Annotated in this window: 19 protein-coding genes and 5 pseudogenes; 9 read left to right on the forward strand and 15 right to left on the reverse strand. The window is 69.6% G+C overall.

Annotated features, from left to right (window positions below):
* The first annotated feature begins 742 nt into the window (after nucleotides 1-742).
* Entirely contained in the window at nucleotides 743-2,695 is a 1,953-nt protein-coding gene (locus QA861_RS29190; RefSeq protein ID WP_443041669.1) for a protein-arginine deiminase domain-containing protein, read from the forward strand.
* Nucleotides 2,696-3,270: 575 nt separating this feature from the next.
* On the opposite strand, the gene QA861_RS29195 is transcribed toward QA861_RS29190, so the two are convergent.
* Nucleotides 3,271-6,570, reverse strand: coding sequence for a S8 family serine peptidase (locus QA861_RS29195; protein WP_334591672.1), 3,300 nt, complete (start codon nucleotides 6,568-6,570; stop codon nucleotides 3,271-3,273).
* A 663-nt stretch (nucleotides 6,571-7,233) separates the two neighbouring features.
* Here QA861_RS29195 and QA861_RS29200 point away from each other — a divergent pair.
* Nucleotides 7,234-7,807, forward strand: a pseudogene (locus QA861_RS29200) (LuxR C-terminal-related transcriptional regulator); the annotation flags it as partial.
* Nucleotides 7,808-7,822: 15 nt separating this feature from the next.
* Here the strand turns inward: QA861_RS29200 and QA861_RS29205 are convergent.
* Both QA861_RS29205 and QA861_RS29210 read right to left on the reverse strand, forming a co-directional pair.
* A pseudogene (locus QA861_RS29205) lies at nucleotides 7,823-8,144 on the reverse strand (phytanoyl-CoA dioxygenase family protein); the annotation flags it as partial.
* Nucleotides 8,145-8,549: 405 nt separating this feature from the next.
* Nucleotides 8,550-9,245: an SDR family NAD(P)-dependent oxidoreductase gene (locus QA861_RS29210; protein ID WP_334591673.1), complete on the reverse strand. Its 696-nt coding sequence runs from the start codon at nucleotides 9,243-9,245 to the stop codon at nucleotides 8,550-8,552.
* A gap of 102 nt (nucleotides 9,246-9,347) precedes the next feature.
* Between QA861_RS29210 and QA861_RS29215 the strand changes: the two genes are divergently transcribed.
* Complete coding sequence (locus QA861_RS29215; protein WP_334591674.1) at nucleotides 9,348-10,226, forward strand: helix-turn-helix transcriptional regulator; 879 nt, start codon at nucleotides 9,348-9,350, stop codon at nucleotides 10,224-10,226.
* Between the two features lie 220 nt (nucleotides 10,227-10,446).
* Nucleotides 10,447-11,325: an alpha/beta hydrolase fold domain-containing protein gene (locus QA861_RS29220; protein ID WP_334591675.1), complete on the forward strand. Its 879-nt coding sequence runs from the start codon at nucleotides 10,447-10,449 to the stop codon at nucleotides 11,323-11,325.
* Nucleotides 11,326-11,579: 254 nt separating this feature from the next.
* On the opposite strand, the gene QA861_RS29225 is transcribed toward QA861_RS29220, so the two are convergent.
* The 9 genes from QA861_RS29225 to QA861_RS47185 all read right to left on the reverse strand — a co-directional run bounded on the left by QA861_RS29225 (nucleotide 11,580) and on the right by QA861_RS47185 (nucleotide 19,076).
* Nucleotides 11,580-12,794, reverse strand: a complete 1,215-nt coding sequence (locus tag QA861_RS29225) for a DUF3500 domain-containing protein (RefSeq protein WP_334591676.1) — start codon at nucleotides 12,792-12,794, stop codon at nucleotides 11,580-11,582.
* Nucleotides 12,795-12,821: 27 nt separating this feature from the next.
* Nucleotides 12,822-13,265: a nuclear transport factor 2 family protein gene (locus QA861_RS29230; RefSeq protein WP_334591677.1), complete on the reverse strand. Its 444-nt coding sequence runs from the start codon at nucleotides 13,263-13,265 to the stop codon at nucleotides 12,822-12,824.
* Nucleotides 13,262-14,005: an HpcH/HpaI aldolase family protein gene (locus QA861_RS29235; protein WP_334591678.1), complete on the reverse strand. Its 744-nt coding sequence runs from the start codon at nucleotides 14,003-14,005 to the stop codon at nucleotides 13,262-13,264. Before QA861_RS29235 ends, QA861_RS29230 begins: the two co-directional genes overlap by 4 nt.
* Complete coding sequence (locus QA861_RS29240) at nucleotides 14,002-14,850, reverse strand: cupin domain-containing protein (RefSeq protein WP_334591679.1); 849 nt, start codon at nucleotides 14,848-14,850, stop codon at nucleotides 14,002-14,004. Before QA861_RS29240 ends, QA861_RS29235 begins: the two co-directional genes overlap by 4 nt.
* 70 nt (nucleotides 14,851-14,920) lie before the next feature.
* Complete coding sequence (locus QA861_RS29245; protein ID WP_334591680.1) at nucleotides 14,921-15,886, reverse strand: LysR family transcriptional regulator; 966 nt, start codon at nucleotides 15,884-15,886, stop codon at nucleotides 14,921-14,923.
* Nucleotides 15,887-15,907: 21 nt separating this feature from the next.
* Nucleotides 15,908-16,528, reverse strand: coding sequence for a nuclear transport factor 2 family protein (locus QA861_RS29250; RefSeq protein WP_334591681.1), 621 nt, complete (start codon nucleotides 16,526-16,528; stop codon nucleotides 15,908-15,910).
* 17 nt (nucleotides 16,529-16,545) lie between these two features.
* A complete protein-coding gene (locus QA861_RS29255) occupies nucleotides 16,546-17,949 on the reverse strand; it encodes an FAD-binding oxidoreductase (protein WP_334591682.1) in 1,404 nt (467 codons plus the stop codon).
* 88 nt (nucleotides 17,950-18,037) lie between these two features.
* Nucleotides 18,038-18,346, reverse strand: coding sequence for a 2Fe-2S iron-sulfur cluster-binding protein (locus QA861_RS29260; protein ID WP_334591683.1), 309 nt, complete (start codon nucleotides 18,344-18,346; stop codon nucleotides 18,038-18,040).
* 133 nt (nucleotides 18,347-18,479) lie between these two features.
* On the reverse strand, nucleotides 18,480-19,076 hold the full coding sequence (locus tag QA861_RS47185; protein ID WP_443041598.1) for an aromatic-ring hydroxylase C-terminal domain-containing protein: 597 nt from the start codon (nucleotides 19,074-19,076) through the stop codon (nucleotides 18,480-18,482).
* Between the two features lie 392 nt (nucleotides 19,077-19,468).
* Between QA861_RS47185 and QA861_RS29270 the strand changes: the two genes are divergently transcribed.
* Entirely contained in the window at nucleotides 19,469-19,693 is a 225-nt protein-coding gene (locus QA861_RS29270; protein ID WP_334591685.1) for a hypothetical protein, read from the forward strand.
* A 209-nt stretch (nucleotides 19,694-19,902) separates the two neighbouring features.
* Here the strand turns inward: QA861_RS29270 and QA861_RS29275 are convergent, their stop codons facing one another.
* Complete coding sequence (locus QA861_RS29275; RefSeq protein WP_334591686.1) at nucleotides 19,903-20,706, reverse strand: TetR/AcrR family transcriptional regulator; 804 nt, start codon at nucleotides 20,704-20,706, stop codon at nucleotides 19,903-19,905.
* Nucleotides 20,707-20,873: 167 nt separating this feature from the next.
* On the opposite strand from QA861_RS29275, the gene QA861_RS29280 reads away from it, so the two are divergent.
* Both QA861_RS29280 and QA861_RS47190 read left to right on the forward strand, forming a co-directional pair.
* Nucleotides 20,874-21,125: a transposase gene (locus tag QA861_RS29280; protein ID WP_334594876.1), complete on the forward strand. Its 252-nt coding sequence runs from the start codon at nucleotides 20,874-20,876 to the stop codon at nucleotides 21,123-21,125.
* A pseudogene (locus tag QA861_RS47190) lies at nucleotides 21,126-21,346 on the forward strand (transposase); the annotation flags it as partial.
* An 11-nt stretch (nucleotides 21,347-21,357) separates the two neighbouring features.
* Here the strand turns inward: QA861_RS47190 and QA861_RS29285 are convergent.
* The gene (locus tag QA861_RS29285) at nucleotides 21,358-21,951 is read right to left on the reverse strand and encodes a dihydrofolate reductase family protein (RefSeq protein ID WP_334591687.1); all 594 of its coding nucleotides are present in this window, start codon (nucleotides 21,949-21,951) and stop codon (nucleotides 21,358-21,360) included.
* A 61-nt stretch (nucleotides 21,952-22,012) separates the two neighbouring features.
* Here QA861_RS29285 and QA861_RS29290 point away from each other — a divergent pair, with 61 nt between their 5' ends.
* Both QA861_RS29290 and QA861_RS29295 read left to right on the forward strand, forming a co-directional pair.
* Nucleotides 22,013-22,600 carry a TetR/AcrR family transcriptional regulator gene (locus tag QA861_RS29290; RefSeq protein WP_334591688.1) on the forward strand — a complete coding sequence of 196 codons (588 nt, stop codon included), beginning with the start codon at nucleotides 22,013-22,015 and terminating at the stop codon, nucleotides 22,598-22,600.
* A 148-nt stretch (nucleotides 22,601-22,748) separates the two neighbouring features.
* Nucleotides 22,749-23,253, forward strand: a pseudogene (locus QA861_RS29295) (IS5 family transposase).
* Nucleotides 23,254-23,321: 68 nt separating this feature from the next.
* Here the strand turns inward: QA861_RS29295 and QA861_RS29300 are convergent.
* Nucleotides 23,322-23,729 (reverse strand): annotated as a pseudogene (locus tag QA861_RS29300) (dienelactone hydrolase family protein); the annotation flags it as partial.
* Nucleotides 23,730-23,736 lie beyond the last annotated feature (7 nt).

The following is a 23,736-nucleotide window of genomic DNA, read 5'->3' on the forward strand; positions in this document are numbered from 1 at the left end:
GGCGGTCGATCTGGCGGTGATGCTCACCGGCGGCGGCGAGCCGATATCGGATCCGGCCCTGTCGCGGGATCAGACGGAGGTCTTCGGCCCGGTCACCTCCACTACGACCCGCTGGCGCCTACCGGCGGGGCCCCGCCCCAGCCGCAGTCGCCCGCTTGCACCCGGCGAGAGCTGCTGCCCGGGAAGTCGGCTGGCTGCAGGCGGCCGAGACCAGGTGCGGCACACCTGCGGCCCCGTGCAGACGACCACTGGCCCACCCGGCCTGCTCCTGGACATGACACAACCCTCGTCACCTGCCACGCGAAGGAGAAGCAGGCGGCCACCGATGAACGCGGCTTCGGGTAAGGGCTACCGCCGTACCTCTCGGCGAGCTGGGCGGACGACAACGTCTCAAGATCCCCGACTGTGAGGATGCGGGAGACACCGCTCGAGGGTCTGACCCGATCCCCGATTGACGCTCCGGCTGTCCTCACTCTGGATCGTCGGCCTTCCGAGCGCGGTGCCGTCGCGCGTACCGGTTCAGAGTCGCTCGACGGTCACGCCACGGGGCGCCGTTGCCGACCAGGGCCGGTTGAACCTCCTCCCACCAAGCACCCGGCAAGCACCCGGCACAGAAAAATCACACGCCTCCCACAGAAGCCGCTCCTCTCGCGAGGATTACCCATCCGTAACACGTCTAGGGTCCCTTCCACCCCCCATTACTTGAAACTTGAAAGGACGTGACGTGCGTTCACGTTCCCACATACAGAAGCGGCACCGGGCGACTCGCAAAGGCCGCACCGTTCCGGTGCTCCTCGCGCTCGCCGCAGCGGGTTCCGTGTTGGCCGTGCCCGCGTTGGCCAGCGGGCCGGACGGCCCGGACCGAGCCGACCTGCGAGCCGACGTCAACCGTGACGGTACGGTCGACGTCCTCGGCGAGAGCGACACCACCGGTGAGGACAGTTGGTCGACCGGGCGCGGAGCGGTCGTCCTGCCCAACATCGACGACGACAGCAAGCGCTGCCCGGTCACAGGTTCGGACGGCAAGCCGCTCACCGACGAGGAGTTGGCGTCCTGCAACGACGCCACCGACACCCGGGTCAACGGCGCCGCCGACGCCGCCGACCTGGCCCGTGTGCGCTCCGTGCCGATGAAGGACCTCCCCGACGGCGCCACGGGCAGGGTGAGCGTGAGCGCGGGAGCGGCCCACTCCCGGGTGTTCCTGCAGCGGGGCGACACGTGGGTGCCGGTCGAGCCCGGCACCCGCCTGTCTGCCGCCGCGCTGCGCTCGGGCGCGGTGTTCGGTGTCGAGGCGACCGACATCATCCGCGACAACGCCGTCTGGGACGGGACGGTGCGCATCCGGCTGTCCGTGACGTCCTCCGACGGCCTCTCCTCCGACGAGATCACCCTGCGGACCGCTCCGCTGCTGACCCAGCATCACCTCCAGAAGACCGAGCAGGTGATGGTCTCGAAGCTACCGGTCAACACCGACTTCGCTCGCGGTCAGCACGAGTTCGTGAACAGCCTGGGCAAGGCGGTGAAGGCGGCCGGCGTCACGAAACCACTCGTGACCCTGGACGGATACGACGAGATCTGGGCGCAGGACTTCGTCGAGCCGGCGTACGTCAGCATGACCGGAGCGGACGGGCACCGCCAAGCGATGCGGATCATGCTGCGTTCCGCCCAGCCGGATCGCGAGGCCGGCCGCGAGCTGTTCGAGAAGCTGCGCGGGCCGAACGTCGGAGCGGTGCAGGTCTCCGGTGTGCGCGACTCGGAGGAGTGGACGCTGAACTCCATGGGCAACCTGGAGACCATCCCGCCTTACACGCACGGTGGGGAATCCTTCCCGGCGGGCCGCGTCATCATGGGCGAGCGCAAGGACAACGGCTCGAAGCCGGCGCAGGCCATGCGAACGCTGCTGAGGTCGCAGGGACTCCAGGACCCGCTGCTCCTGGACACCTCCTGGCTCTACGTCGGCCACGTCGACGAGTTCGTGCAGTTCCTGCCCGCCGACACCCCGCGCGGCTGGCGCATCGGCGTCGCCGACCCCGAGGCGGGAATGCGACTGCTGCGCGACGCCCAGCGCGATGGCCACGGCTCCACGAAGATGTTCTCGGTGCCCGGTACGCCCGACGTCCCCGCTCCCACCGAGACCATCGACCAGGTCCTCGCCTCGCGCACGTGGGCCGCCGACAACACCCGCGCCGCCGAGCGCATCGAGGCGAACCTGGACGTCCTCAAGCGGGAGACGGGCGTCACCGACGACGAGATCGTCCGGGTGCCGGCCCTGTTCACGCGGGGCACGCTGCAGGAGGACTCCTCCGGGGACAAGACACGCATGCCGCTGCTGAAGCAGCTGGGCGGACGGTTCCAGGCACCGGAGGAGACGAGCAGCCTCGGTCAGCAGGGACTGCTCGACGTGCTGGCCGGCGGCGGGACCGCCGGAGAGGCGGCCACGCGGGCCAGCGCGTACGTGCCGGGCGCGGTGAACGGCATCCTGCTCGACCGGAAGCACTACCTGGCGCCGCGCCAGTGGGGTCCGGTGGTCGGCGGCAAGGACATCTTCACGCAGGCCGTGACCGCCGCGTACGCCGGGGCCGGGCTGAAGGTCTCCTACCTGGACGACTGGTCCACGTACCACCTCAACATGGGTGAGATCCACTGCGCGACGAACACGCTGCGGGACGTCTCCGCGGCCTGGTGGAAGCAGTAGCTCCGGCCGGTGCCGAGCGCACGGGCGGACGCGGGGTCAGAATCAGCGAAACCGTCTGAAGGTCATCGCCGGCCACCAGGGCACCGCCCGGGCCGCGAAGGAGGACGCCCGGGACTCGGGCATCCTCCGCCGCACCCTGACCGCCCTGCGGGAGACCGGGCACACCTGACGATCACACTCGACCTGAACAAGGCCGAGTCCCCCGACATCACCATGCCGGAGAGCTCGGCCAAATCCTCCTCCTTCATGGTCCTGGGCTTCCCGGACCCCGCGCAAGAAAGCCGGGCCGGGCGGTCCGTGTTCTCACACGGACCGCCCGGCCCGGCTCCGGTCGTTGTCAGGAGGCCTGGGAGGTACGCGAGGGCACCCGTGTGGGCCAGCCTGCTGCCCGCGCCCCATTCCGTCTGGCCGGGGGTCGTCCTGACCACCAGGACGGTGCAGTTCAGATCCGCCCAGAACGAGATGACCTGGCCGGAACCCGCGTTGTTGCCGGTGGAGCGCGCGGTGGCGATGTCCGGGATGTCCGTGCGCCTGAGGTCCGCGGGCCGTGTCGCCACTGCCCGCGGACCGTGCGCCTACCGGGTGACCTTCGCGATGGCCACGGTGCCTGTTTCCACGACCGTGCTGAGCTTGTTCACCAGTCGTACCTCGCCGATGAGCCGACGGTCCTTGCCGGGGACCGCCGCGGGCGTGACGTGTGCGGAGACCTTCCTCGACGCTCCCATGCCGAGCTTCACCGCCTTGGAACCGTCGGCCTTGAGCGAGCCGAGCGTGGTGGAGAAGAACACGTCGCGGTAGTCGTACGTGGTCGAACCCGCGGGCGCCTCGAAGGCGAACACCTCGATCGTGTAGGTCCCGGAGGCCGGGTGGGCGATGGAGACGGACTCGTCGGAGTCGGAGTCCGCGTCCTGGGCGACCTGGGCTCCGTGGGAGTCGTACACCGCCAGGTCCAGGTCGGCGCCCTCGTCGGAGACGCCGCCGATGGCCACGTCCAGCGATGCGGTGCCCTTGGGGACCTTGACGGTGGTGGTCCGCGTGGCCCCCTCGGCGATGGTCGGCCGACCGGTCTCCTCGGAGCCGAGCGGGCCGTCCTTCAGGGTGCCGTCCACCGGCGCGTAGGTGTTGGTGAGCTTCCACGAGACAGCGGACGCGGTGCCGATCCTGGCCTGCGGGACGGTCACCGGCTTCGGGCCGAAGGACGCGCGGTACGCGGTGGCTTTGAGGTCGTACGGGTTGTCGAACGGCTCCGTGAAGGAGAACGTGCTGACGGTGATCTCCCAGACACCGGCCCGAGGGTTGGCCCACGCGGCCTCGTCGATCGCGTCGTCGTCGTCCTCCTGCGGGAGGCCGTACGGGTCGACCGCCTGGAAGTACGCCCAGCCGCCCTCCTTCTCCCCGCCGATGGCGACCTCCAGCTTCCGCGTGCCCTCGGGGATGGTCACGAGGTACGACTTCACACCGTTGCGCTGCACCGAGCCCCGGGCGGAGAAGACGTACTTCGCCGGGGTGGAGACCACGACGGTCGTCAGGATCTGTTTGTCGGTGCCGACCGTGGCCGGTTGGTCGACCTCCAGGCGGGCGGTCTTGATACCCACGGACGTGGGCGAGGCCTGGACCTGGAATGTGACCGGCTTGTTCAGCGGGAGTACGACCCACTTGGGGCCGGGGATCGAGAAGGTGTCACCGGCGTTGTTCTTCAGCCGCAGCTCGTGCGAGAGCGGAGCGTCCGGGCCCGAGGTGCGGCTGATGGTGACCGGATAGGTCTTCGTCTGGCCAACCTTCAGCCCGCCCTCACGGTCGTAGATACCGGTGCCGAAGCCCGGGGTCTTCAGCTTCTGGTCGAGCGCGGTGTCGACCGGGGCGCTGACGGTGTAGTCGTAAGCCGACACGCCCCGTTCGATGGCTTTCCAGGCGGCGTTGACGTCGATGAGGCCGGCGCCCTCCGCGTTGGCCTGAAGTCCGGGGATGTGCTTGGCCGTTGACGTCAGGGCCGTGCGGAGCTTCGCCGGCGGCAGGTCGATGTGGCGCCCCTTCGCGGCGGACAGCAGCAGCGCGGTCGCGCCGGTGGCCTGCGGGGACGCCATCGACGTGCCCTGGTAAGCCGCGTAGCCGGGCGGCAGTTTCCAGCTGGTGCCCTGCACCATGCCCGGCATCCAGGTCGGGGTGGTGTTGACCGAGGAGCCGGGCGCCACCAGGGTCGGGGCGAAGCCGCCGTCCTCGCGCGGGCCGCGCGAGGAGAAGGGGAACACGGAGTACTTCGTCTTCACGACGGAGTCGTAGTTGGCGGCCCAGGTCTCCTTGGAGACGCCGGCGGCCACCGAGACCACCTTGTCGTCCAGGCCGGGGTCCTCCGCGGTGTTGGCGCCGGGACCGGAGTTGCCGCCCGCGACGACCAGCTGGACGCCGTACTGGTCGATGAGGCGCTGGTAGAGCTCGGCGCGCGCGTTGTTGCCGTCGTTGACCGCCGGCAGCTCGCCGATGGACATGTTGACGACGTCGACACCACGGTTCGCGACGAGATCGATCATCCCCTCGGTCATGGCGGTGGTGGAGCAGAAACCGTCGAACCCACAGGCACGGGCCGAGACGATCTGCGCGCCGGGAGCGGCGCCGTTCATCTTCCCGCCGAACAGGCCATTGGCTGCGGCGATTCCGCCGACGTGCGTGCCGTGCCAGTCGCTGACGACACCGATGTCGACGTAGTCGGACTTCTTGCCGGCCCAGTCGGCGCCCAGCGGGTCCAGGGGTACGTCCTTGCGGATCTGTACGACGAACGGCTGCCGCTCGGAGATCCTGGTGGACGGCTTGTCCTTGCCGAACCAGCCGATCTGGTGGCCATCCCCGTACGGCCTCATCGGCTTGTCGTCGGTGAAGTCGTGGTTGTCGTTCACGTCGACGGTGACCGTGCCGGCCCCGGGGCTGTACAGCACGCCCCAGTCGTCGGTGGTGTCCCCGTCACGGTTCGCGTCGCCGTCGGGGGCACCGTCAGTGATGTCACCGGCCTTGGTGGCCGACTCGTGGAAGAGGTTGATCCGGTACGAGCCCGCCGGGGCCTTCCAGGTCTTGCCGCCGTAGGTGAAGTCGGGCCCGGACACCCTGGTCGTCATCCGCCGCCAGGTCTCGTCGCCGTCGGTGACCGGGTCGGTGGAGGTCACCCAGTCGACGATCTTCCGCTGGCCGGTGGTCGTCTTCTGCAGCGCCGGGTGCGCGAGGTCCACGCCGGTGTCGACGACACCGATGGTGACGCCGCGGCCGTCGGCCTCGGGGTTCTTCTGTACGAAGTCGACGGCGCCCGTCTCGTAGGAGGGGTTGTAGGGGTTCTTGGCGGGGGTGTTCCTGCCCGGGGCGGGGTTCGCGGGTTCGGTGCCCGAACTCGCCCGCACGGACGCGCCGTTCGCCATCCTGTTGGTTACAGCGGGAGGCGGGGCGATCCTGATCTTCTGCCGTAGGTCGATGGCCTGCACGGAGGACAGCCTCGCGGCGGCCGCGATCGCCGATTCCGCCCTGTCGGCGGGGACGGTGGCCCGGACGTAGCCGAGCCTGTCGTCAGTACGGCCTACGGAGCCGCCCTTGACGGCGTCGAGTTGCCGGGCGACCACATCGGTGTCGCCGGGCGCGGTCGCGATCATCATCGTGATGCTCTGCTCGCCGGCGGCCCTGGCCTCGGCGAGCAGGGCGGCGTCGAAGGAACCGAGCTTGTCGTGCGTGGACTTGAGCGGGTCGTCGAGTGTCGGTGGGGCCTGCGGAACGTCGGCCGCGAAGGCACCAGGTGTCGGCCCGGCGGCGCAGAACGTGGCCACCAGCCCCGCGACGACGGCGAGGCGGGCCACACGGACCGCGCCGGGTATCGGGGAACTGTGGGGGGTGGGAGACATACGGAATCCCTGCTGAGGAAGGAACGTGTGCGCACGAGCGACGGGGCGATCGCCTCTGGTCGCCGTGGTCCGAAGACGATCTCGGACGGTTGCCGATCATCGCACGGATGACCCAATAGTTCTTGAGACTTCACACAAGTTCCACGGCCTTCATGAGGCGAAGCGACCGAAGCGAGCCGACTGCCGACGGATCTCCCGAGCCTCGACGGGCAGGCAACAGGCTGCTGGGGCACCTCAGTTGACCCGACTGCCTCCAGCCCTCCCCGCTCACCTCGTCGGCCTCGTGGCGGCGGCCGCGCCGCAGGAAGCAGGGGCCGCCGGAACGAGCGCCGGCCGTTCCGAGGGAGCCGGTTCCGGTGCGGCGGCTGACGGCAGCGGCCGGCGTCACCCACACCACGCCGGGGACGGTGGCGAGTTACACGGCCTGCCGCGTGGTCGAGGCGCTTGCAGCCGGCCGGGGCTACGGTCAACAGCGGATGACCCGACCGAAACGACCACCCCAGCGGGCAGTCATCCGCGCAGGTCAGAGCCATACGGCCGACCCAGGCGCCGCCGCTTCCCAAGCTGGGAGTGCGAGTTCGATTCACGTCACCCGCTCCATGACAAAGACCCAGGTCAGCGACCCGGGCCTTTTTTGCTGCGCGCTTTCGCCGCTGACGATGCGAGCCCGGCTTCGACGTCGTCGGCGAGACCGGTGACGGCGACCAGGCCGTACGGCTCGCCGCGCGGCTGCGCCCAGACGTGGTGCTGATGGACCTCCGGCTGACCGACGACACGGCCCCCCGCACCGGGGGCAACGCCTCGACGCGACCCGGCGGATCACCGCCGACGCCCCCGGCAGCCGGGTCGTCGTCCTCACCGGATCCGGCACCCGGGCGACGTCGTACGGGCGATGGAGGCCGGCGCCCGCGGCTACATTCGCAAGGCGGGACCGCCCGAGGAACTGTTCCGGGCCGTGCGCGCCGCGGCGGCCGGCGGGACGGGGCTCGCCCCGGAGGCCGCCGGACACCTCGCCGGTCACCTGGCCGATCCGGGGGCAGCCCTGAGCAACCGGGAGATCGAGGTCGTACGACTGCTGGCACTGGGCCACAGCAACCGCTCCATCGCCGTCTCTCTCCATCTCACCGAGGCCACGATCAAGACCCACCTGGTCCACGTCTACCGCAAACTCGGCACGGAGAACCGGGCGAGCACGGTGTCCGAGACGGTCCGGCGAGGGCTGCTCGAACTGGGCTGAGCCGGCAGCAGGGCCCGGCCCGCTCCCTCGCCTAGCGCCAAGGGCGCCGGTCATCGTCCGCCCATCGCGGTACCGGCCGATGCGTTCGGTGGAGCAGCCCACGTAGTCGCCGATGAAGGAGCGCCGGAAGCGTTCGGTGGGCGGCGGGGCTGGGTGCCGTGACAGAGGCTGCCATTGAAATAAGGGAGGTCGCCCGGGGCTATGCCGACGGACACGAGAGCCGGGCCGGGCGGCGGAACATACTCGCGGACGAACGACACCTCCGGTCCGCCGGCTCCGGGCAGAACAGATCCATGCGGTGCGTCCCCGGCACGACCTCCAGCCCAGCATTGTCGCGGCAGCGTAGACCGAACCGCCGCCGCAGTGACCCGCCAGCGGGCCGAGCATCGACATGTCCGATGGAGCCGCCTCCGACTTGCTGCTGGGCAGTTCACCGAGCTGGCCCATGAGGCCGGGGCGCGGCTGCGCGCCGAGGGCGCGCCACCCCCGGCGCGTGCAGCTGTGGTCTCACCCGGGCAGCGTGCCCTCGTGTCGAAGTAGCCGCCGGTCGGGCCGTCGGGGCCCACCTGCGCCATGCGTACGGTGATAATTCCTCCGAGCCTCGCGCCGATGATCGTCACCGGAATGACCATGGTCCTTCCTGATCGCGGACCGCTGGGTGCACACCCGGCAGGTCACACCTGAAACGATGTTCCAGTAACGGCCTCGTCCCTGCCGGGCACGCTCCGGGTTCAGAGGTGGATCACCAGGCCACCTCACCGTGACGGTCACGGAAGGTCCCGGTCGGTCCGTCCGCTCCGATGGAGGCGAGTTCGACGATCGCCTCGGTCCCCTCGGTCACGGTCTGCGGGCCGCGGTGCCCGTTGAAGTCGGTCGCGGTGAAGCCCGGGTCGACCGCGTTCACCTTCAGGTCCGGCCAGGACTTCGCGTACTGCGTGGTCAGCATGGTCACGGCGGCCTTCGACGCTGTGTAGAGGGGCACGATGGCCTGGCTTTCGACGCGCTCGGCGTCGTGGGTCAGCGCGAACGACCCCATGCCGCTGGACACATTGACGATGACCGGGCTCGCGGACTTGCGGAGCAGGGGCAGGAACGCGTGCGTCACCCGGACGATCCCCACGACGTTGACCTCGAACACCGCGCTCGCGTCAGCGGCCGTGAGCTGGTCGGCGGGGCTGTACGGTCCGAGAACACCTGCGTTGTTGATCAGGACGTCGATGCCGCCCTCGCGAGCTCCGATGTCGGCGGCGGCCGCGGTCACCGACGCGTCGTCGGTCACATCGATCTGGACGAAACGGGCACCGAGGGCTTCGGCGGCGGCCTGGCCGCGCTCGGGATCGCGAGCGCCGAGGACGACGGTGTGGCCGGCCTCGATCAGTCGGCGGGCGGTCTCGTACCCGAGGGACTTGTTGGCTCCTGTGATGAATGTTGTTGTCATGCGTTCACTGTCGGCCCGTGCCGTGAGGACAACCAGTGCCCCCTGCGACGGTAGGACTGCCAGTACCAGGCACACCGCCTGCCCGGCGGACACAATGGCCGAGTGGACGAGACCCTTGGCACGGCATTGCGCCGCTGGCGCGACCGGCTTTCCCCTCTCGACGTCGGGCGGACTTCGCGGCCCGGACGGCGTGCCGTGGGGTTGCGGCGCGAGGAACTCGCCGACCTCGCAGGGCTGTCGGTCGACTACGTGGTACGGCTGGAACAGGGGCGTGCGACGAGCCCTTCGGCGCAGGTCGTCGCGAGCCTGGCCAGGGCACTGCAACTGCAACCCATGGAGCGCGACCACGCCTACCGGCTGGCCGGCCTCCTCCCACCGCAGGAGGGGACGATCTCCACCCATGTTCCAGCGGGGGTCCAGCGGATGCTGGCACGCCTCGGGGAGTTCCCCGTGGGCGTGTTCAGTGCCGACTGGACCCTGCTGTCCTGGACTCCCGCATGGGCAGTGCTGATGGGAGACCCCAGCGGACGGACACAGGCCGAGCGGAACCTGATGCGGGCGGCCTTCGCCGCAGGGCCCAGCCGGCTCGCGAACTGGCCAGTGATCCGGGACGGCGACGCCCTGCATCCAGCCCTCGTCGCCGATCTGCGCACGGCTCTCGTCGACTACCCCCGCGACCGGGGACTGATCGACCTTGTCGCGGAACTGCGCTCCACCAGTGCGGAGTTCACCCGGCTGTGGGACGAGGGCGCCGTCGGTCCGCACGTCTCGGCCCGCAAGACCGTCGTACACCCCCAGGTCGGCGAGGTGACATGCGACTGCGACGTGCTCACCGTCCCGGGCTGCGACGTCCGTCTCGTCGTGTACACGGTGGCCGCCGGTTCCGACGACGCCGAGAAACTGGACTTCCTCCGGGTCACGAACGGTGTCCGCACCGACGGATCGTCACCTGCGGGGCCCGGCCTGTTCTCCACGCCGTAACAGTCGGACCGGCCGGACCCGTCCAGTCGCCAGGTAGGCCAATGTGGACCGCCCCACGCCAGGTTGTCGCCGGTCAAGGGTGGCTTCGCCCGTGAGGCGGCGCGCTGCACGAGTCGGGCGACGGCGGGACCGATGGTCCAGCGTCCGGGACAGGTGCGTCCGGCGTTGCCGGCGGGATGTATGCGGATACGCTGACGCATCAATATTGCTGGAGGAGCAAATGAGCCTCGCGATGCATGCCGTCGCACTGTACTTGCGGGTCACCGCCAAGCCCGGCTTGTCGACCGCGGAGCGTGCCCGGGACCGGATGCGCAAGCCGAAGGGGCCTGCACAGCCACCTGCCGCGCTGAGCCGACGCCACGACGTGTCGGTGCGGCAGGTCAGCGGGTTCGACTGCTGGACCGTCCTGCCACGCGGGAAGGCGGCCACTCGCGGTGCCGTGTACCTGCACGGCGGGGCATACACCAGCGAGATCACCAAACAGCACTGGGCCCTGGTCGGCGCGCTGGCCGACGAAGGCGTCCAGGTCGAGGTGCCTCTCTACGGTCTCTCCCCCCAGCACACCTACCGCGAGGCGTATCCGCTGGTGATCGAGGTGTACCGGCAGCTGCTGGAGCGGTTGCCCGCCGCAGCGGTGACCCTCGCCGGCGACTCAGCCGGCGGCGGTCTCGCGCTCGGCATCGCCCAAGAACTCCCGGCGGCAGGCCTGCCACAGCCCCGCCGGATCGATCTGATCTCCCCCTGGCTCGACCTCACCCTCAGCCAACCCGCGGTGCAGGCCGCCGCACCGCACGACCCGTGGCTGTCCCCGGCCGGCCTCGTCGAGATGGGCCACGCCTGGGCGGGCGGCGACGATCCGTCCGACGCGCGCCTGAGCCCCATCAACGGCCCGCTGAACGGCCTCGCACCGGTGTCGGTGTTCATCGGCACCCGCGACATCTTCTACCCGGACGTGTGCCGCCTGCGCGACCGCGCAGCCGCCGAGGGAACGACACTCGACGTGACGGTCTGCGCGGGCGCCGTGCACGTCTACCCACTGACACCCACGCCCGAAGGCCGGGCCGCAGCCACCCGCCTCGTGAAGGACATCTCCCAGTAACCGAGTGTCGGACACAGCCCCGTTGATGCCCGCTACGGCCAGGGTGCAGCTCGGTGGTCAGGTCACCCGCGCCAGCGCCAGCGCCCGAGCCCCTGGTCCTCCGGCTCGACGGCGACACCCCCGGGCAGGCTCCTTCTACAGCTCCCCACTTTCCTCACCCTGGCGGCGTGCTGTCGGCCCGGCCCTTGTCCGCGGTCAGGTCCTGGACCCCGTACGGGATCGGCTTGCCCAAGATCGGCTCGGTGTCCGCCGGGTCAGGAGTGGTGCAGTGCGTAGTGCTGGGCCAGAAGGCTCTTGCCGTAGTCGTTGCCATTCGGTTCGCGGACGATCGTGTGGACGTGGAAGCGCTCCGGTTCCCGGTTGTCCAGGAAGATTCCGGGATGGTTGTCGTACTCGATCAGCAGGACCGGGGAATGGACGCGGTAGTAGAAGGGGCTTGTGTCGCCGTGTTGACCGCGCCAGACGAAGCGGGTGGTGTCGAGGTGGTCCACGACCTGGTCGAGCTTCGCTGCGGCGTGGTCTGCGGGGAGACGGCCGAGGTACACCTTCACCAGGTCGAGGAGGAGACCTTGTTGGGCGTCGGTCAGCTCCTCGCCCGCGATCCCCTCGGCCGGGAGCACCAGGTTGTCCGCGCCGGCCCCGGCGAGGTGGCGGCCGTTGAAGGGGCCGGCGAGTTCGGGCGGCAGGTCGGCGGCGAGCAGGGAATCGCCTTGGAGGAATCGGTCCTCCTGGTCCGGTGAGAGAGCGCGCCGTAGGGCCAGGCCGTGGTCCGTCTCCTCGTCGAAGGCGCGGACTCCCGCGTAGCGGGTGCCTTGCGCGATCGCCGGTTCGGCGCCGAGGAAGACCGGGGCGAGGACGACCTGGGTACCCACGAAGACGCAGTGGACGTCCACGTGGTGGCCCATGAGCTGCCAGCCCCAGGGCTCGGACGCGGCGGGGTCCCCGAAGACGGTGAAGTGGTAGGCGTATTCGCGCAGTGTGTCGCGATAGTCGTCGACGTACTCGCCGAGTGCGCCGTTGAGCTTCATGGCGCTGCGCACGACGTGGAAGCCCTCCGGGCTCAGGCTCGCCTCCATCACCGCGAGTGTCGCCTCGCGCTGCGCCTCGGTCAGCCGGTCCAGCCGCATGCCCTTCGGCGTCCACACCGGCAGTGCGTTCGTCCACAGCCGCCAGTCCGGGGAGTCCATCGGAAGACGTGCGAGCCCGCGCTGGTACGGCTCCAGCGTGTCGAGGTAGGCGCGGGCGGCGTCGACTGCTCTCCGGGCGGAGATCCCGGTGTCCTTCAGGGTGTACAGGTCCGGCCGGGGGCGTCCGTCGGTGGTGACGCCGACGTAGGGGTCCCGGTAGTGCCGCAGCGCGGCGGACAGCTCCCAGGCGTCCTTTTCCGGCAGCAGATCCGCGTGCAGGATCGCGTCTGCGATGGGCAGCATCCCGCGCGGGCCCGGGCCGGCGATGTGCGGCTCGTTCATTACGAACTCCTGCTCTCTGTAAGCGAGTTACCGTGTCGGAACGGCGAGGACTGTGGTGGGTGCGATGAAGAGCTGATCGATGCGGCGGGAGCGGATCAGCCAGCGGTCGCCGTGCCGTTCGAAGACGTCCGCGACGTCGCCGACCATCGCGGGGGTGACGGTCGGACGCGGGGGCTCCCCGTCCTCGGCGAAGAGGATCACCGTTGAGACGGCCGACGCCCGATCGGCCGCTGCGGCGGTGACGTGGAGGTTCGTGACCACGTGCCGGGAGACCCGGGGGCCGCGTGCTGCCCGGTCGGCGTAGACGGCGTCGATCTCGTCGGTGCCGTGGAAGGACCGTGCGGCGAAACGGAGTTCGGCGTCCGGGAGGAAGAAGCCGGAGGCCAGTGCGCCGTTGTGGTGATCGACCTCGAACCACAACGCCGTGACGACTTCGAGGAGTTCCTCCCGCCGCGCGGGCCGCTCGTTCATCCGCGCACCTCCGACACGGTGTCGCGTACGCTCCGGCCGAGGAACGCGACATCGCTGCCCACCATCACGAAGTGGTGGCCTCGGCCGAGGAGTTCGCCCGCTTCCGACCCGGAGAAGGCGACCCCGCCGAAACTGAGGCTCGACGCCCGGCACCGGGCCTCCGCCTGGTGGACCATGGCCCGTGCGGCCTCGCCGCCCGGCTCCACACCGGCCGAGACCGCGAGGTCGTACGCTCCGATGAACACCGCGTCGATGCCCGGGACTTCGGCGATCTTGTCGGCCTCGCCCACCGCCTCGGGGCTTTCGAGCTGCGCGACCAGTGTCACCTCGTCGTTGCCCTGGGCCAGATAGCGCTTGGAGTCCAGGCGCCCCCATTCTCCGGCCCGGGTGTTGGGGCTCGCGCCGCGACGGCCCAGGGGCGGGAAACGGCACGTTCCGACCACCGCGCGGGCGATGGCGGCGCTGTCGACGTGGGGGACGAAGAGCCCGGCCGCGCCGGCGTCCAGTGCCGGTTGGACGTCACCTGGGGCGTAACCCGCCACCCGGACGAACGCGGGGGTGCCGTGGCCGCGCGCCACCGAGATCATGGTGGACAGGGACCGCGGATCGAAGGTGCCGTGCTCGCCGTCGAGGACGAGGAAGTCCAGCCCGGTCCCCGCCAGGATCTCGACCACCTCGGGCGTGGGCACCTTGACCCACGTCCCGAGCGCGGGGTGGTCGGCCGACCACGGCGGGGTCATGTGCCGCTCCCCGCGTAGTCGGCCGCGTTGACGACCCAGCCCCGGTCGGCGAAGTCGGCGCGCGGTGGCGCGAAGACATCGACGAGCTCGTGGACTTCTCCCCCGACGGCGCGGCTCGTGTGGACGATGCCCGGCGGGATGACGGTGACGGACGGACTCGCGCACCGCAGGTGCTGATCGTCGCGCCACTCCCGCAGCCGGGGCGTCCAGGGGCTGCGCAGATGGTGGATGTAATCGCCGCGCAGGGTCACCGACGCCTGCTCGAAGTCGTAGTGCACGTGCGGCGACAGCTTGTCGGTGTCGCGCTCGCCGTACTCGGGTGCGAACCAGTTGACCATGAGCGAGTCGGTGCGGAAGATCCGGCCGAACCGGTCCGGGTCCACCGGGACGTCGTCGGCCCGGTGGACCCGGACCGTGCCGGGGCCTGGCACCGGCGGCCGCTCCGGCAGCGGTACGACCGACGGGTCGGGGTCTTCATACAGCGCGGTGTTGCCGGCGCGGGCCACGACGTCGGGGGCGCGGGTGGTGAACACCCGGGTGAGCGTGGCCGCGCCGCGGGCGACGATCCGGCTCGGAACGGCCGGGACGATCACCAGAGCAGGGCCGGTGACGCGCACCTCGGCCCGGCCGGGCACGCCGACCGTGATCTCGGTCGCCTCGGGCACGAGGACGATGTGCTCGTCGGGCAGGTCGGGCTCGGTGAGGGACTCGCCCGCGTCGATCCAGGTGTGCCCGACGCAGAAGTTCTGGCCGCGGACGTACGAGGAGCGCCCGCCTTCCGGTGGTGTGGTCAGTTCGTACGACGCGGGTGGTCGGGGAACCGTCTGTGCCACGTTTGCGTTCATCGGCGACCTCCAGGCGTCCGAGGGGTGGGACGGCGAGCACCGTCATGCTGCTGCGCGCGGTCCGCGGCGATCAACGAGCTACTTCCGACGACACTGTTGGCGTCGGCCGAACAATCGGGCCCGGCGCCAGAAGCGTGCCCAGCCGGTCTCCGTCGAGCTCCGCGGCCGTCTGCGACAGGGCGTTCAACACCGCGTCCACGTCGGGGTGTTGAGCCGGAACGCGGGTCATGACGCAGATCGTCTCGTACAGGCTCGGCTCGACCACCCGACGGAACACGACGCCCGGGATGCGGTTGGTCAGGGCGAGTGTCGCGGGGTGCAGTCCGACCCGGTTCCCGGTCGCCACCTGAACGGCCAACTCGTCGTATCTCAGCACCTCGTCGAGGTCCGGTGTGATGACGCCGGCCTCGACGAAGCCGGCCCGTCGGTGGCTTTCGACGAAAGGGTTGTCGTGTCCGGGCACCGCGAGCACGCGGCGGTTGCGCAGTTCACCGAGCGGGATCTCGGGAGCCGCCGCCAGCGGGTCGTCCTCGCGCAGGACGGCCACGACCGGGATCTCGCAGAGCGGAACCGCGGTCAGCGGGCGCCGTACCGCGGGAGACCAGCACAACCCGAGATCGACCGTGCCGTCCTCGATCTCCCGGATCTGCTGCGGGGTGTGCATCAACCTGGGACGGAAGGCGACGGTCGGGCTGCTCAGCAGGGAAGGCAGGAAGAGTAGCCCGAGTTCGGGGGTGTAGGCGAGGGCGACCCCGGCACGGTCCTTGCTGCGGGCTCGTGCGGACTCGTGCGCCCGGCGCAGTTGTTCATAGGGTTCCCGCACGTCGTCGAGGAACCTCGCTCCGTGCGGGGTGAGGCGCACCCGACGCGTCGAGCGGTCGAAGAGGCGCCCGCCGAGCCGCCGTTCGAGTGTCGCGACGGCCTCGCTCACGCTGGCGGGACTGAGGTGCAGCCGTTCGGCCGCCTTGCGGAAGTGCCGTTCTTCCGCGACGGCCAGAAAGCACTCCAGCTGACGCAGATCCCAGGACGCGCTCACGACGGGGCTCACTCTCCGCGGCTACGACGGCCAGGCCAGCGGTTCGCCGCGCAGCCATGCCTCCCGGGCCTGGACGAGTGCCTCGCGCCGCGTCCCGGTCTCGGTCGGCATGTCGGGCACGATCTTGTTCCCAAGGCTCTCCTGGAGGTAGGCGAGGCGCTGGTAGCCGTCGGGCCGGCGGGCCATGATCTCGGGGTCCAGGTGCACGGTCTGGTTCGGGTCGGTCGGGGCGATGTAGTCACGTTCGTAGACGGGCTGGCGCAGCACGAGTCCCCAGCGCCCCGCGCGGCGCTCCGCGAAGTCGAAGATGACACCGATGCAGGTGACGTCGCACTCGACGCCTTCGACCAGGCCACGCTGCATGATCCGCAGTTTCGACATCGCGAAGCCGCGGTCGCCGTTGACCAGGGCGGTGACGGCGCCACCGGAGTGCAGCACCTGGTTGCCGGCGGCGAACCCCTTGTTCGCCCCTTCGACGAACTGCTGGGGGGTCGCCTGGCCGCCCCAGGTGGTCATCACGACGCCGTCGTCGTGCCAGACGTCGAGGAAGCGGTCCCATTCGCGGTTGTCACGGAAGATCATCCAGTTCTCGACGAGCTCGCGGATCGCGAGGCGGTCGAGCAATGTGTCGTGGTTGCCCATCTGGCGTCTCTTTTTCCTCAGCTCGCCGGTTCGATGTTCTTGTTGAAGCGCAGCAGGTTGCGCGGGTCCCACTCCGCCTTGAGTGCCTGGAGGCGGCGGAACTTCTCGGGGCTGCCGTACAGCCCGCGGATCCACTCCTCGCCCTGGTTGGCCGTGAGGTTGACGTAGCTGTTGGACAGCACGTAAGGCTGCACCGAGGCGTGTACGTCGGTCGTGAAGTCGAGGAAGTCGGCGTCGCGTGCGGGGTCGTCCCACTGGACGACGACCTCCCACAGCCAGGTCGCTCCGGTGCGCGAGAAGGCCGTCGAGTCCTCGTCGAAGTCGTGCACGGCGCCGTTCACGGCCTGGATCGCGATGGCCGCGCTGACTCCGGGCCCGTCCGCAGCGGGTGCCTTGCTCATCTGCTCGATGAAGGCCGCGGCGACCGGCGGGGTGAGTCCGGCGATGTAACCGCCCCGGGAGTAATTGCGGCGGCCGGGCGGAGCGATGACGTCGAGGATGCTGTTGGCCTGGAGCCATGTCGAGGGACCGACGGTGTTCGCCATCGGGGTACCGAGGGCCGCGACCGCAGCGACCTCCTTCTCGGCGGTGGCGGGATCGCCGGTGTGGACGACCACCAGGATCAGGATCGGGACGCCCACCAGCGACTCGGGCAGACCGGGCAGCGGTGGGGCGGGCAGCAGCACCGGGTCCACGGTCAAGGCACGGCTCGCCCCGGCCATGTGCGCGTCGAGCCCGGTGAGGATCTTCTCGGCCTGGTCGAGCGGGTAGAGCACGAGACCGCTGTGCACGTCCGGCCCGACCCGGTGGCCCTGGAACTCGAACGAGGTCACGATCCCGAGGTTGCGTCCGGCGCCCCGGAGTCCCCAGAACAGCTCCGGGTTCTCGTCCGCGCTGACGCGGATCTGCCGGCCGTCCACCGTGACCATGTCGTAGGAGAGCGTGTTGTCCACGGTCATCCCAAACCGGCGGGAGTTGAAACCCAGACCCCCGCCGAGGGCGAGCCCCGCGACGCCGGTTGTCGTGACCGTCCCGGAGGGTACGACGAGCCCATGCTCCTGCGTGGCAGCATCCAGCTCGCCGAGCTTCACGCCCGACGCCACGCGCACGACTCCGCTCACCGGATCGACCTCGATACTCTTCAACTGGGAGAGGTCGATGACGAACGCGCCGTCCGGCATGCCCACGCCGTCCATCGAGTGTCCGCCGCTGCGCAGAGCGAACGGCAGGTCGCGGTCGGACGCGTAGCGCACGGCCGTCACGACGTCCTCGGTGTCGGCGCACTGCGCGATGAACGCCGGCGTGGCGTCCGCGGTGAGGCAGTTCCAGATCGTGCGCGCTTCCGTATAGCCGGAATCTCCGGGCCGGAACGTCGCTCCCCGGAGACTCGACGGGAAATCACCGAAGTCGTGCTTGGCCATGACACTCCATTCATGTGGTGCGCGCCGCAGTGCGTCACCGGGGTTCGGGATACGGGCTATGGGGGTGCGCAGCGGTGGGGGCGGTGGCTCAGCCGCGGGTGGCCACCGTCAGTTCGAGTCCGTCGAGGTCCGCTCGGTACTCGATCTGGCAGGTGAGACGGGAGTTGCTGCGGCGTTCGGGGATCTCGGCGAGCCGTTCCTCCTCCAGCTCCTCCACCGCCGGAAGCCGGTCCAGCCACTTCTCCTCGACATAGACGTGACACGTCCCGCAGACCGCGTTGCCGTTGCACAGGCCGATGACCCCGATCTTCATCGGCCGCAGCTGGAACATCAGGGGCTTGCCCTCGACGGGCTCGAACTCGTTTCGGGCACCGTCACGGTCATGAATGATCAGCATCTCGGCGGCTCCTCAGGCGCACTGGGTGTCTCGGCGGGAAGGGGTGCCGACCGAGAGTTCGTCCTGATCGAAAGCGGGGCCGGAACACCCTGCTTTCACTTACGTCAACTATCTTACGAGAACGTTGAGGACGTCAAGGAGGAACATACCGGCCGCACTGTTCGGGATTTCCGAACGCACTTCTTCGCGCTTGCCGAGTAGCCATTGCTCCCGGTGAACGCACCGGTGCGCGTGCTGGAGAGCGCCTGTGCGCTCGCTGGAGGGCGCTCGGGTTTGGTCGCTTCCGTGGTTCCCACCAAGACGGCCTGCGGTCAGGCCCTCTGGCGCGGTCCGGGACGCACCAAGGATCGGTGGGCGCCTCCTGGGCGTACGTCCAGGCGACGTGCTGATCCGGGCGGACGAGGAGCATCGCGCTACCCAAGCGGTACCGCAGGTCGGGGCGGTGCAGGTCGACGACGGTCAGCGGGACGCGGTGCCGTTCGGCCGCCGGGTGAAAACCGGCCGTGGCCTCGCTCGCGGCGACGGTCCGTCCTTCGACGAGTACGAGACTCAGACCTTTCCCGAGTTCGTCGTAGAGCGAGACGCCCTCTCCCAGCCAGACATGGGGCAGGCGGTGGCCGGGACGGCCCGGACCTTCCGCCACCGTCGGCACGACGATGGGCGAGTCGGCGTAATCGGGTTCAAGGACCAGGCTGAGGGAGTGGAACTCGGCGTGTTTGGTTTCCTGCATCCGACTGTCGGCGACCGCGCGCCCGGTCGCGGATTTCGGATGGAGATGGGCCGCGGCGCAGGCGAGGAAGACCAGTCCGTCGCTCTTCGGGTTGGCCAGTTACATCCGGGCCGTCCCGGGGCGATGGACAGGAGCTCGACCCCGGTGGCGACTCCGGTGGCGGCCCGGATCCAGTCGCGTCCGCGCCGCGGGCCGGTCTCCTGGTTCAGGCCGAAAGCCACGCACCACCAGGCGCCGGAGCGGTCGAGCGGGCCGAGGCTGCCGGGAGCGTCCGTGTTGGCGGTCCAGTATTGAATCGCGGGGCCGTGCGCCACACCGTCCCAGAGCTTGCGTGCGTAGAACACCATGCCGAATTTGGGCCGAAGGGCGCTCTCCCCACGTACGACGCCCTGATGACGTCCCGGACCGCGCTACGGGAACGGTTGGCGCTGCACGTACTCGACGGTGACGACGGGCGGCTCGCCGGCCTGGTCAACGACGGTGACCTGCGCCTCGTGAGGCTTCCGCACCACTCCTTCGACCGGCCAGACGGTGACGAGCTCGCACCGGCCGAGGTTCTGCACGGTCTCGCGCAACATCTCCAAGCACGACCGGGGTACCTGCCGGCCCCGGCGTAGCGGGGTCACTGGGCTCGCGCCTGACCGGTGAGGCGTAATCCCATTCCTGCTGCGGCGGGGAGAGGCTCCCCTGTCCGGCGAGCGCCTCGCCCGCGCGCTCGGCCGTCCCGTGAGGTTGCGCGGGCTAGCGAAGGTGAGCTCAGCCAGGCCGCCCTGGACCGGAATGGCTCGCCATGGTCTCCATCGGCTGACAACGGTCGGCGGAGCGGTCAGCCCTCGATGATTCGTTCCAGGTAGTCCAGGTCCTGCCTGATCAGGGCCAGGGCTGCCTTAGGACCGGCGTCCTCGGGCGTGCGGTCATCTGAACGCATCACCATGGCCACTGCCAGGTCAGCCACGTGCCCGGCGGCTTCCGCGTCCGTGTAGTGGTGATCGCCGGGGTGGTGCCACCAGGCGACCCAGTTGCACATGCCGGCCACCGCGAGCGCTGTCGCCCGGGCGTCGACCGGCCGGAACTGCCCCTTCACAATGCCCTCTTCGATCACCCGCATGAGCCCCAGCATGGCGGCCCGCATGCCGGCTTGGTGGGCTTTGGCAGCCTCCGGCGGCAGGTCCGCCTCGGACCGGAGCAGCAGCTGGAAGCGCTTGGGCTGGCTGGCCCGCTGGAACGCGATGAGATGGGCGATCTCACGCAACCGGACGCCGGGGTCGACGGTCTCGTCGGCGGCGAGAGCCTCGATCTCCGCCGCCGGACCCTCCGTCATCTGCGCGACCAGCTTGGCCAGCAGGTCCTCCTTGCTCTTCACGTAGTAGTAGAGAGCAGGCCGGGTGATACCCATCGCCTCCGCGATGTCCCCCAGATTGGTACCCGAGAAGCCGCGCTCGGCGAAAAGCCGGGACGCCTGCTCGAAGATCTCGCTCTCGACGAGTTCCCGCCGGGCCGTCGGCCGCTTCCCGGTGTCCGCCTCGGCCTTCGGCTTCGCGGGGCGACGTCCTGTGGCCCGCTTGGCTGTCCCCCCGCTCTTACCCTCCGGCCTGGTGCCTGTTCCAGCGTCTCGCGAGCGTTCCGTCATGTACCCGATATTAACCAAGGGTGGAGATGCCGAAGGGGCGTCCCTGTTGGGCACGGACCTCGACGTCTCGACGGCCGGTGCCGGACGGAGCGCCGACTGCCTCCAACTCGGCTAGGCCATTTCGTTTGGATCATCGGATCGTTGGTCCGGGCGTGCCGTTGACTGACGTGCAGCGGGCGCGGATTGAGCCCTTGCTACCTGACCGGACGCCGAAGCGGGGTTGCCGCTGGCGAGACCACCGCCAGGTGATCAACGCGATCGCCTTCAAGTTCCAGACCGGAACGCAGTGGGTCCACCTGCCGGAGAAGTTCGGCAACTGGCGAGGCGTCTACGACCGGCTGCGGGTGTGGGCCCGCGACAGCACCTGGCAGCAGGTGTTCACCACGCTGATCCAACTCCCAGCCCTTAACGCCTATTAGGCGTACGCCTCACGCGCGATCCGCGCATACCTACACAAGCGCGGGATCCGCACGGTGATCCCCGTCCCGGCGGACCAGCGAAGCCACCGGCTGCGTCGCGGCAGACAAGGCGGCAGACCACCGGCCTTCGACCTCGACGCCTACAAGCAGCGCAACACCGTCGAGCGGTGCATCAACCACTCAAGCAGTGGCGCGGCATCGCCACCCGCTACGAGAAGACGGCGACCATCACCTAGCGGCGGGTGAGGCGGGTGAGGGTGACCCCGTTGGGGAAGGCGGTGCGCTCGGCGACGTCGAAGACAGTGGGGTCGAAGGCACCGTCGACCACCGGGACGCCGGTGCCGGCAATGACCGGATACGTCTTGATCAGCAGCTCGTCAATCTCAGGCATCAGGTTGCCCGCGAGCCGGCCGCCCCCGCAGAGCCAGACGTCCAGCACGGCGCCCACCTCACCCTTGAGCTCGCGGACGAGGGCGAGCGGATCACTCGGCACGACGGTGACGGCTGCGTCGGTGTCCGGCTTGAGAGTGCTGGACACCACGTACTGGCGCAGGTGCGCGTACGGGCTGGTGATCCCGTTGTCGAGGGCTGGGCGGTAGGTACCGAGGCCCATGACGACGGTGTCGAAACGCCGGTTGGGCGCGTCGGCGACGCCGACGGCCGCGCGATAAGCGGTCGGGATGGTCTCCGGGTACAGCGCGTTCATCCAAGCCGAATAGGTGGCGGCCTGCTGCTCGTCGCCCAGCGGAAAGAAGTCGAACTCGCCGTCGGGACCGGCGATGCGGCCGTCGAGCGAGACGCCGATGTAGTACACGAGCTTCCGCAAAGTGAATCCCCCACACGTAGTACTCTACTTGAAGTGGTTTGAACGTAGTACTACATCTGGAGTGGTGTCAACGGTGAGACGGAATGACCGGCGGCGTGCGGCCCTCGTCGACGCGGCGATCGAGGTGCTGGCCCGGGAAGGCGCGCGCGGCCTGACTTTCCGGGCCGTGGATGCCGAGGCGGCCGTTCCCGCCGGTACGGCGTCCAACTACTTCACCAGTCGCGACGACCTGTTCACTCAGGCCGGCGCCCGAGTCTACGAGCGACTCCAGCCCGACGAGGCCACGATTGCCCGACAGCAGGCGGCCGGCCGCGACCGGGACACCTACGTAGAGCTGATGCGCGAACTCGTCGGCCGCATCACCTCCTTCCGTACCGGTTACCTCGCCCTGCTGGAACTCCGCCTCGAAGCCACTCGCCGCCCCGAACTGCGCAAGGTCCTCACGGAGCGGGTCCGGGCCGACGTGGATGCCAACGTCGCCTATCACGAGACTTCCGGTCTCCCCGGCGACACCACGGCGGTCAAGCTGCTCATGCTGACGCTGAACTGGCTGATCGTGGAACAGCTCACCCTGCCGGACGTCTTCACGGAGGCAGAGCGTGAACAACTGGTAACGGCCGCAGTGGAGCGCATCGTGGCGGCGGAGTAGCTGCCCGGCCCGGGAGACTCCAGTCTGCTGCGGTGGATGTGACCTGGACCGGACCGGCCTCGGCAGTCACCCGCTCTTGGTTCCGTCTGCTGATCCGAACGAACGGCCTAGGGAATTTCGTTTGGATCAGCCGGTCGTTGGTCCGGGTGTGCCGTTGACTGACGCGCAGTGGGCGCGGATCGAGCCGTTACTCCCGGACCGCACGCCGAAGTGGAGTGGTCGGTGGCGTGATCACCGGGAGGTGATCGACGCGATCGCCTTCAAGTTCCGGACCGGAACGCAGTGGGTCCACCTGCCGGAGAAGTACGGCAACTGGCGAGGCGTCTACAACCGGCTGCGGATGTGGGCCGTTGACGGCACTTGGGAGCGGGTGTTCGTCGCGCTGATGGCCCAGGCCGACGCGGACGAGGACCTCAACTGGGTCTCGGTGGACTCCACGATCGTGCGGGCCCACCAGCACGCGGCCGGGGCCCGCAAAAAGGGCCCCGGCAGACGAACCCCGTGACCACGCCATCGGCCGCTCACGCGGTGGACTGACCACGAGGATCCACCGCGAGGCCTACAAGCAGCGCAACACCGTCGAGCGGTGCATCAATCGCCTCAAGCAGTGGCGCGGCATCGCCACCCGCTACGAGAAGACCGCCACCATCTAACTGGCCGGACTCCACATCGCAGGCATCTTCCTCTGGTCCGTCGGATGATCCAAACGAAACCGCCTAGCCCTGCCCGGACAGGTGCCGGCGGTGAGCAGGGCCAGCTTCACGCCCATGCAATAGCCGGCGACGGCGACCGGGCCCTCGATGGCATCGGGTGAGTCGGCCGGCCGGCGGAGATACGCGTCGAGTTCGGGTCTCAAGGACCGCAGGATCGGGCCCAGCTTCTCCCAGAGCGCCGGTCGCGCGGCCAGGTCGATGAAGTCGGGCAGCGCGATGACCGGGCACGCCCGTGGCGGTAGAAGACGTTGGGCACCAGAACCACGTAGTCGGCCTCGGGAGCCGGTCGGCCGGCGCCTTCAGGACGGGGCGCAGACCGTAGGCGTCCTGGTGAGGAGGACGCCGGGCCACGGCCCGCCCTCGGCAGGGCGCGCCAGACAGGCATCCGCGCTGCCGTCCTGAGTGGGGATGTCGATAGGTTGC

It is taken from the genome of Streptomyces sp. B21-083 (genome assembly GCF_036898825.1).
Classification (GTDB): Bacteria; Actinomycetota; Actinomycetes; order Streptomycetales; family Streptomycetaceae; genus Streptomyces.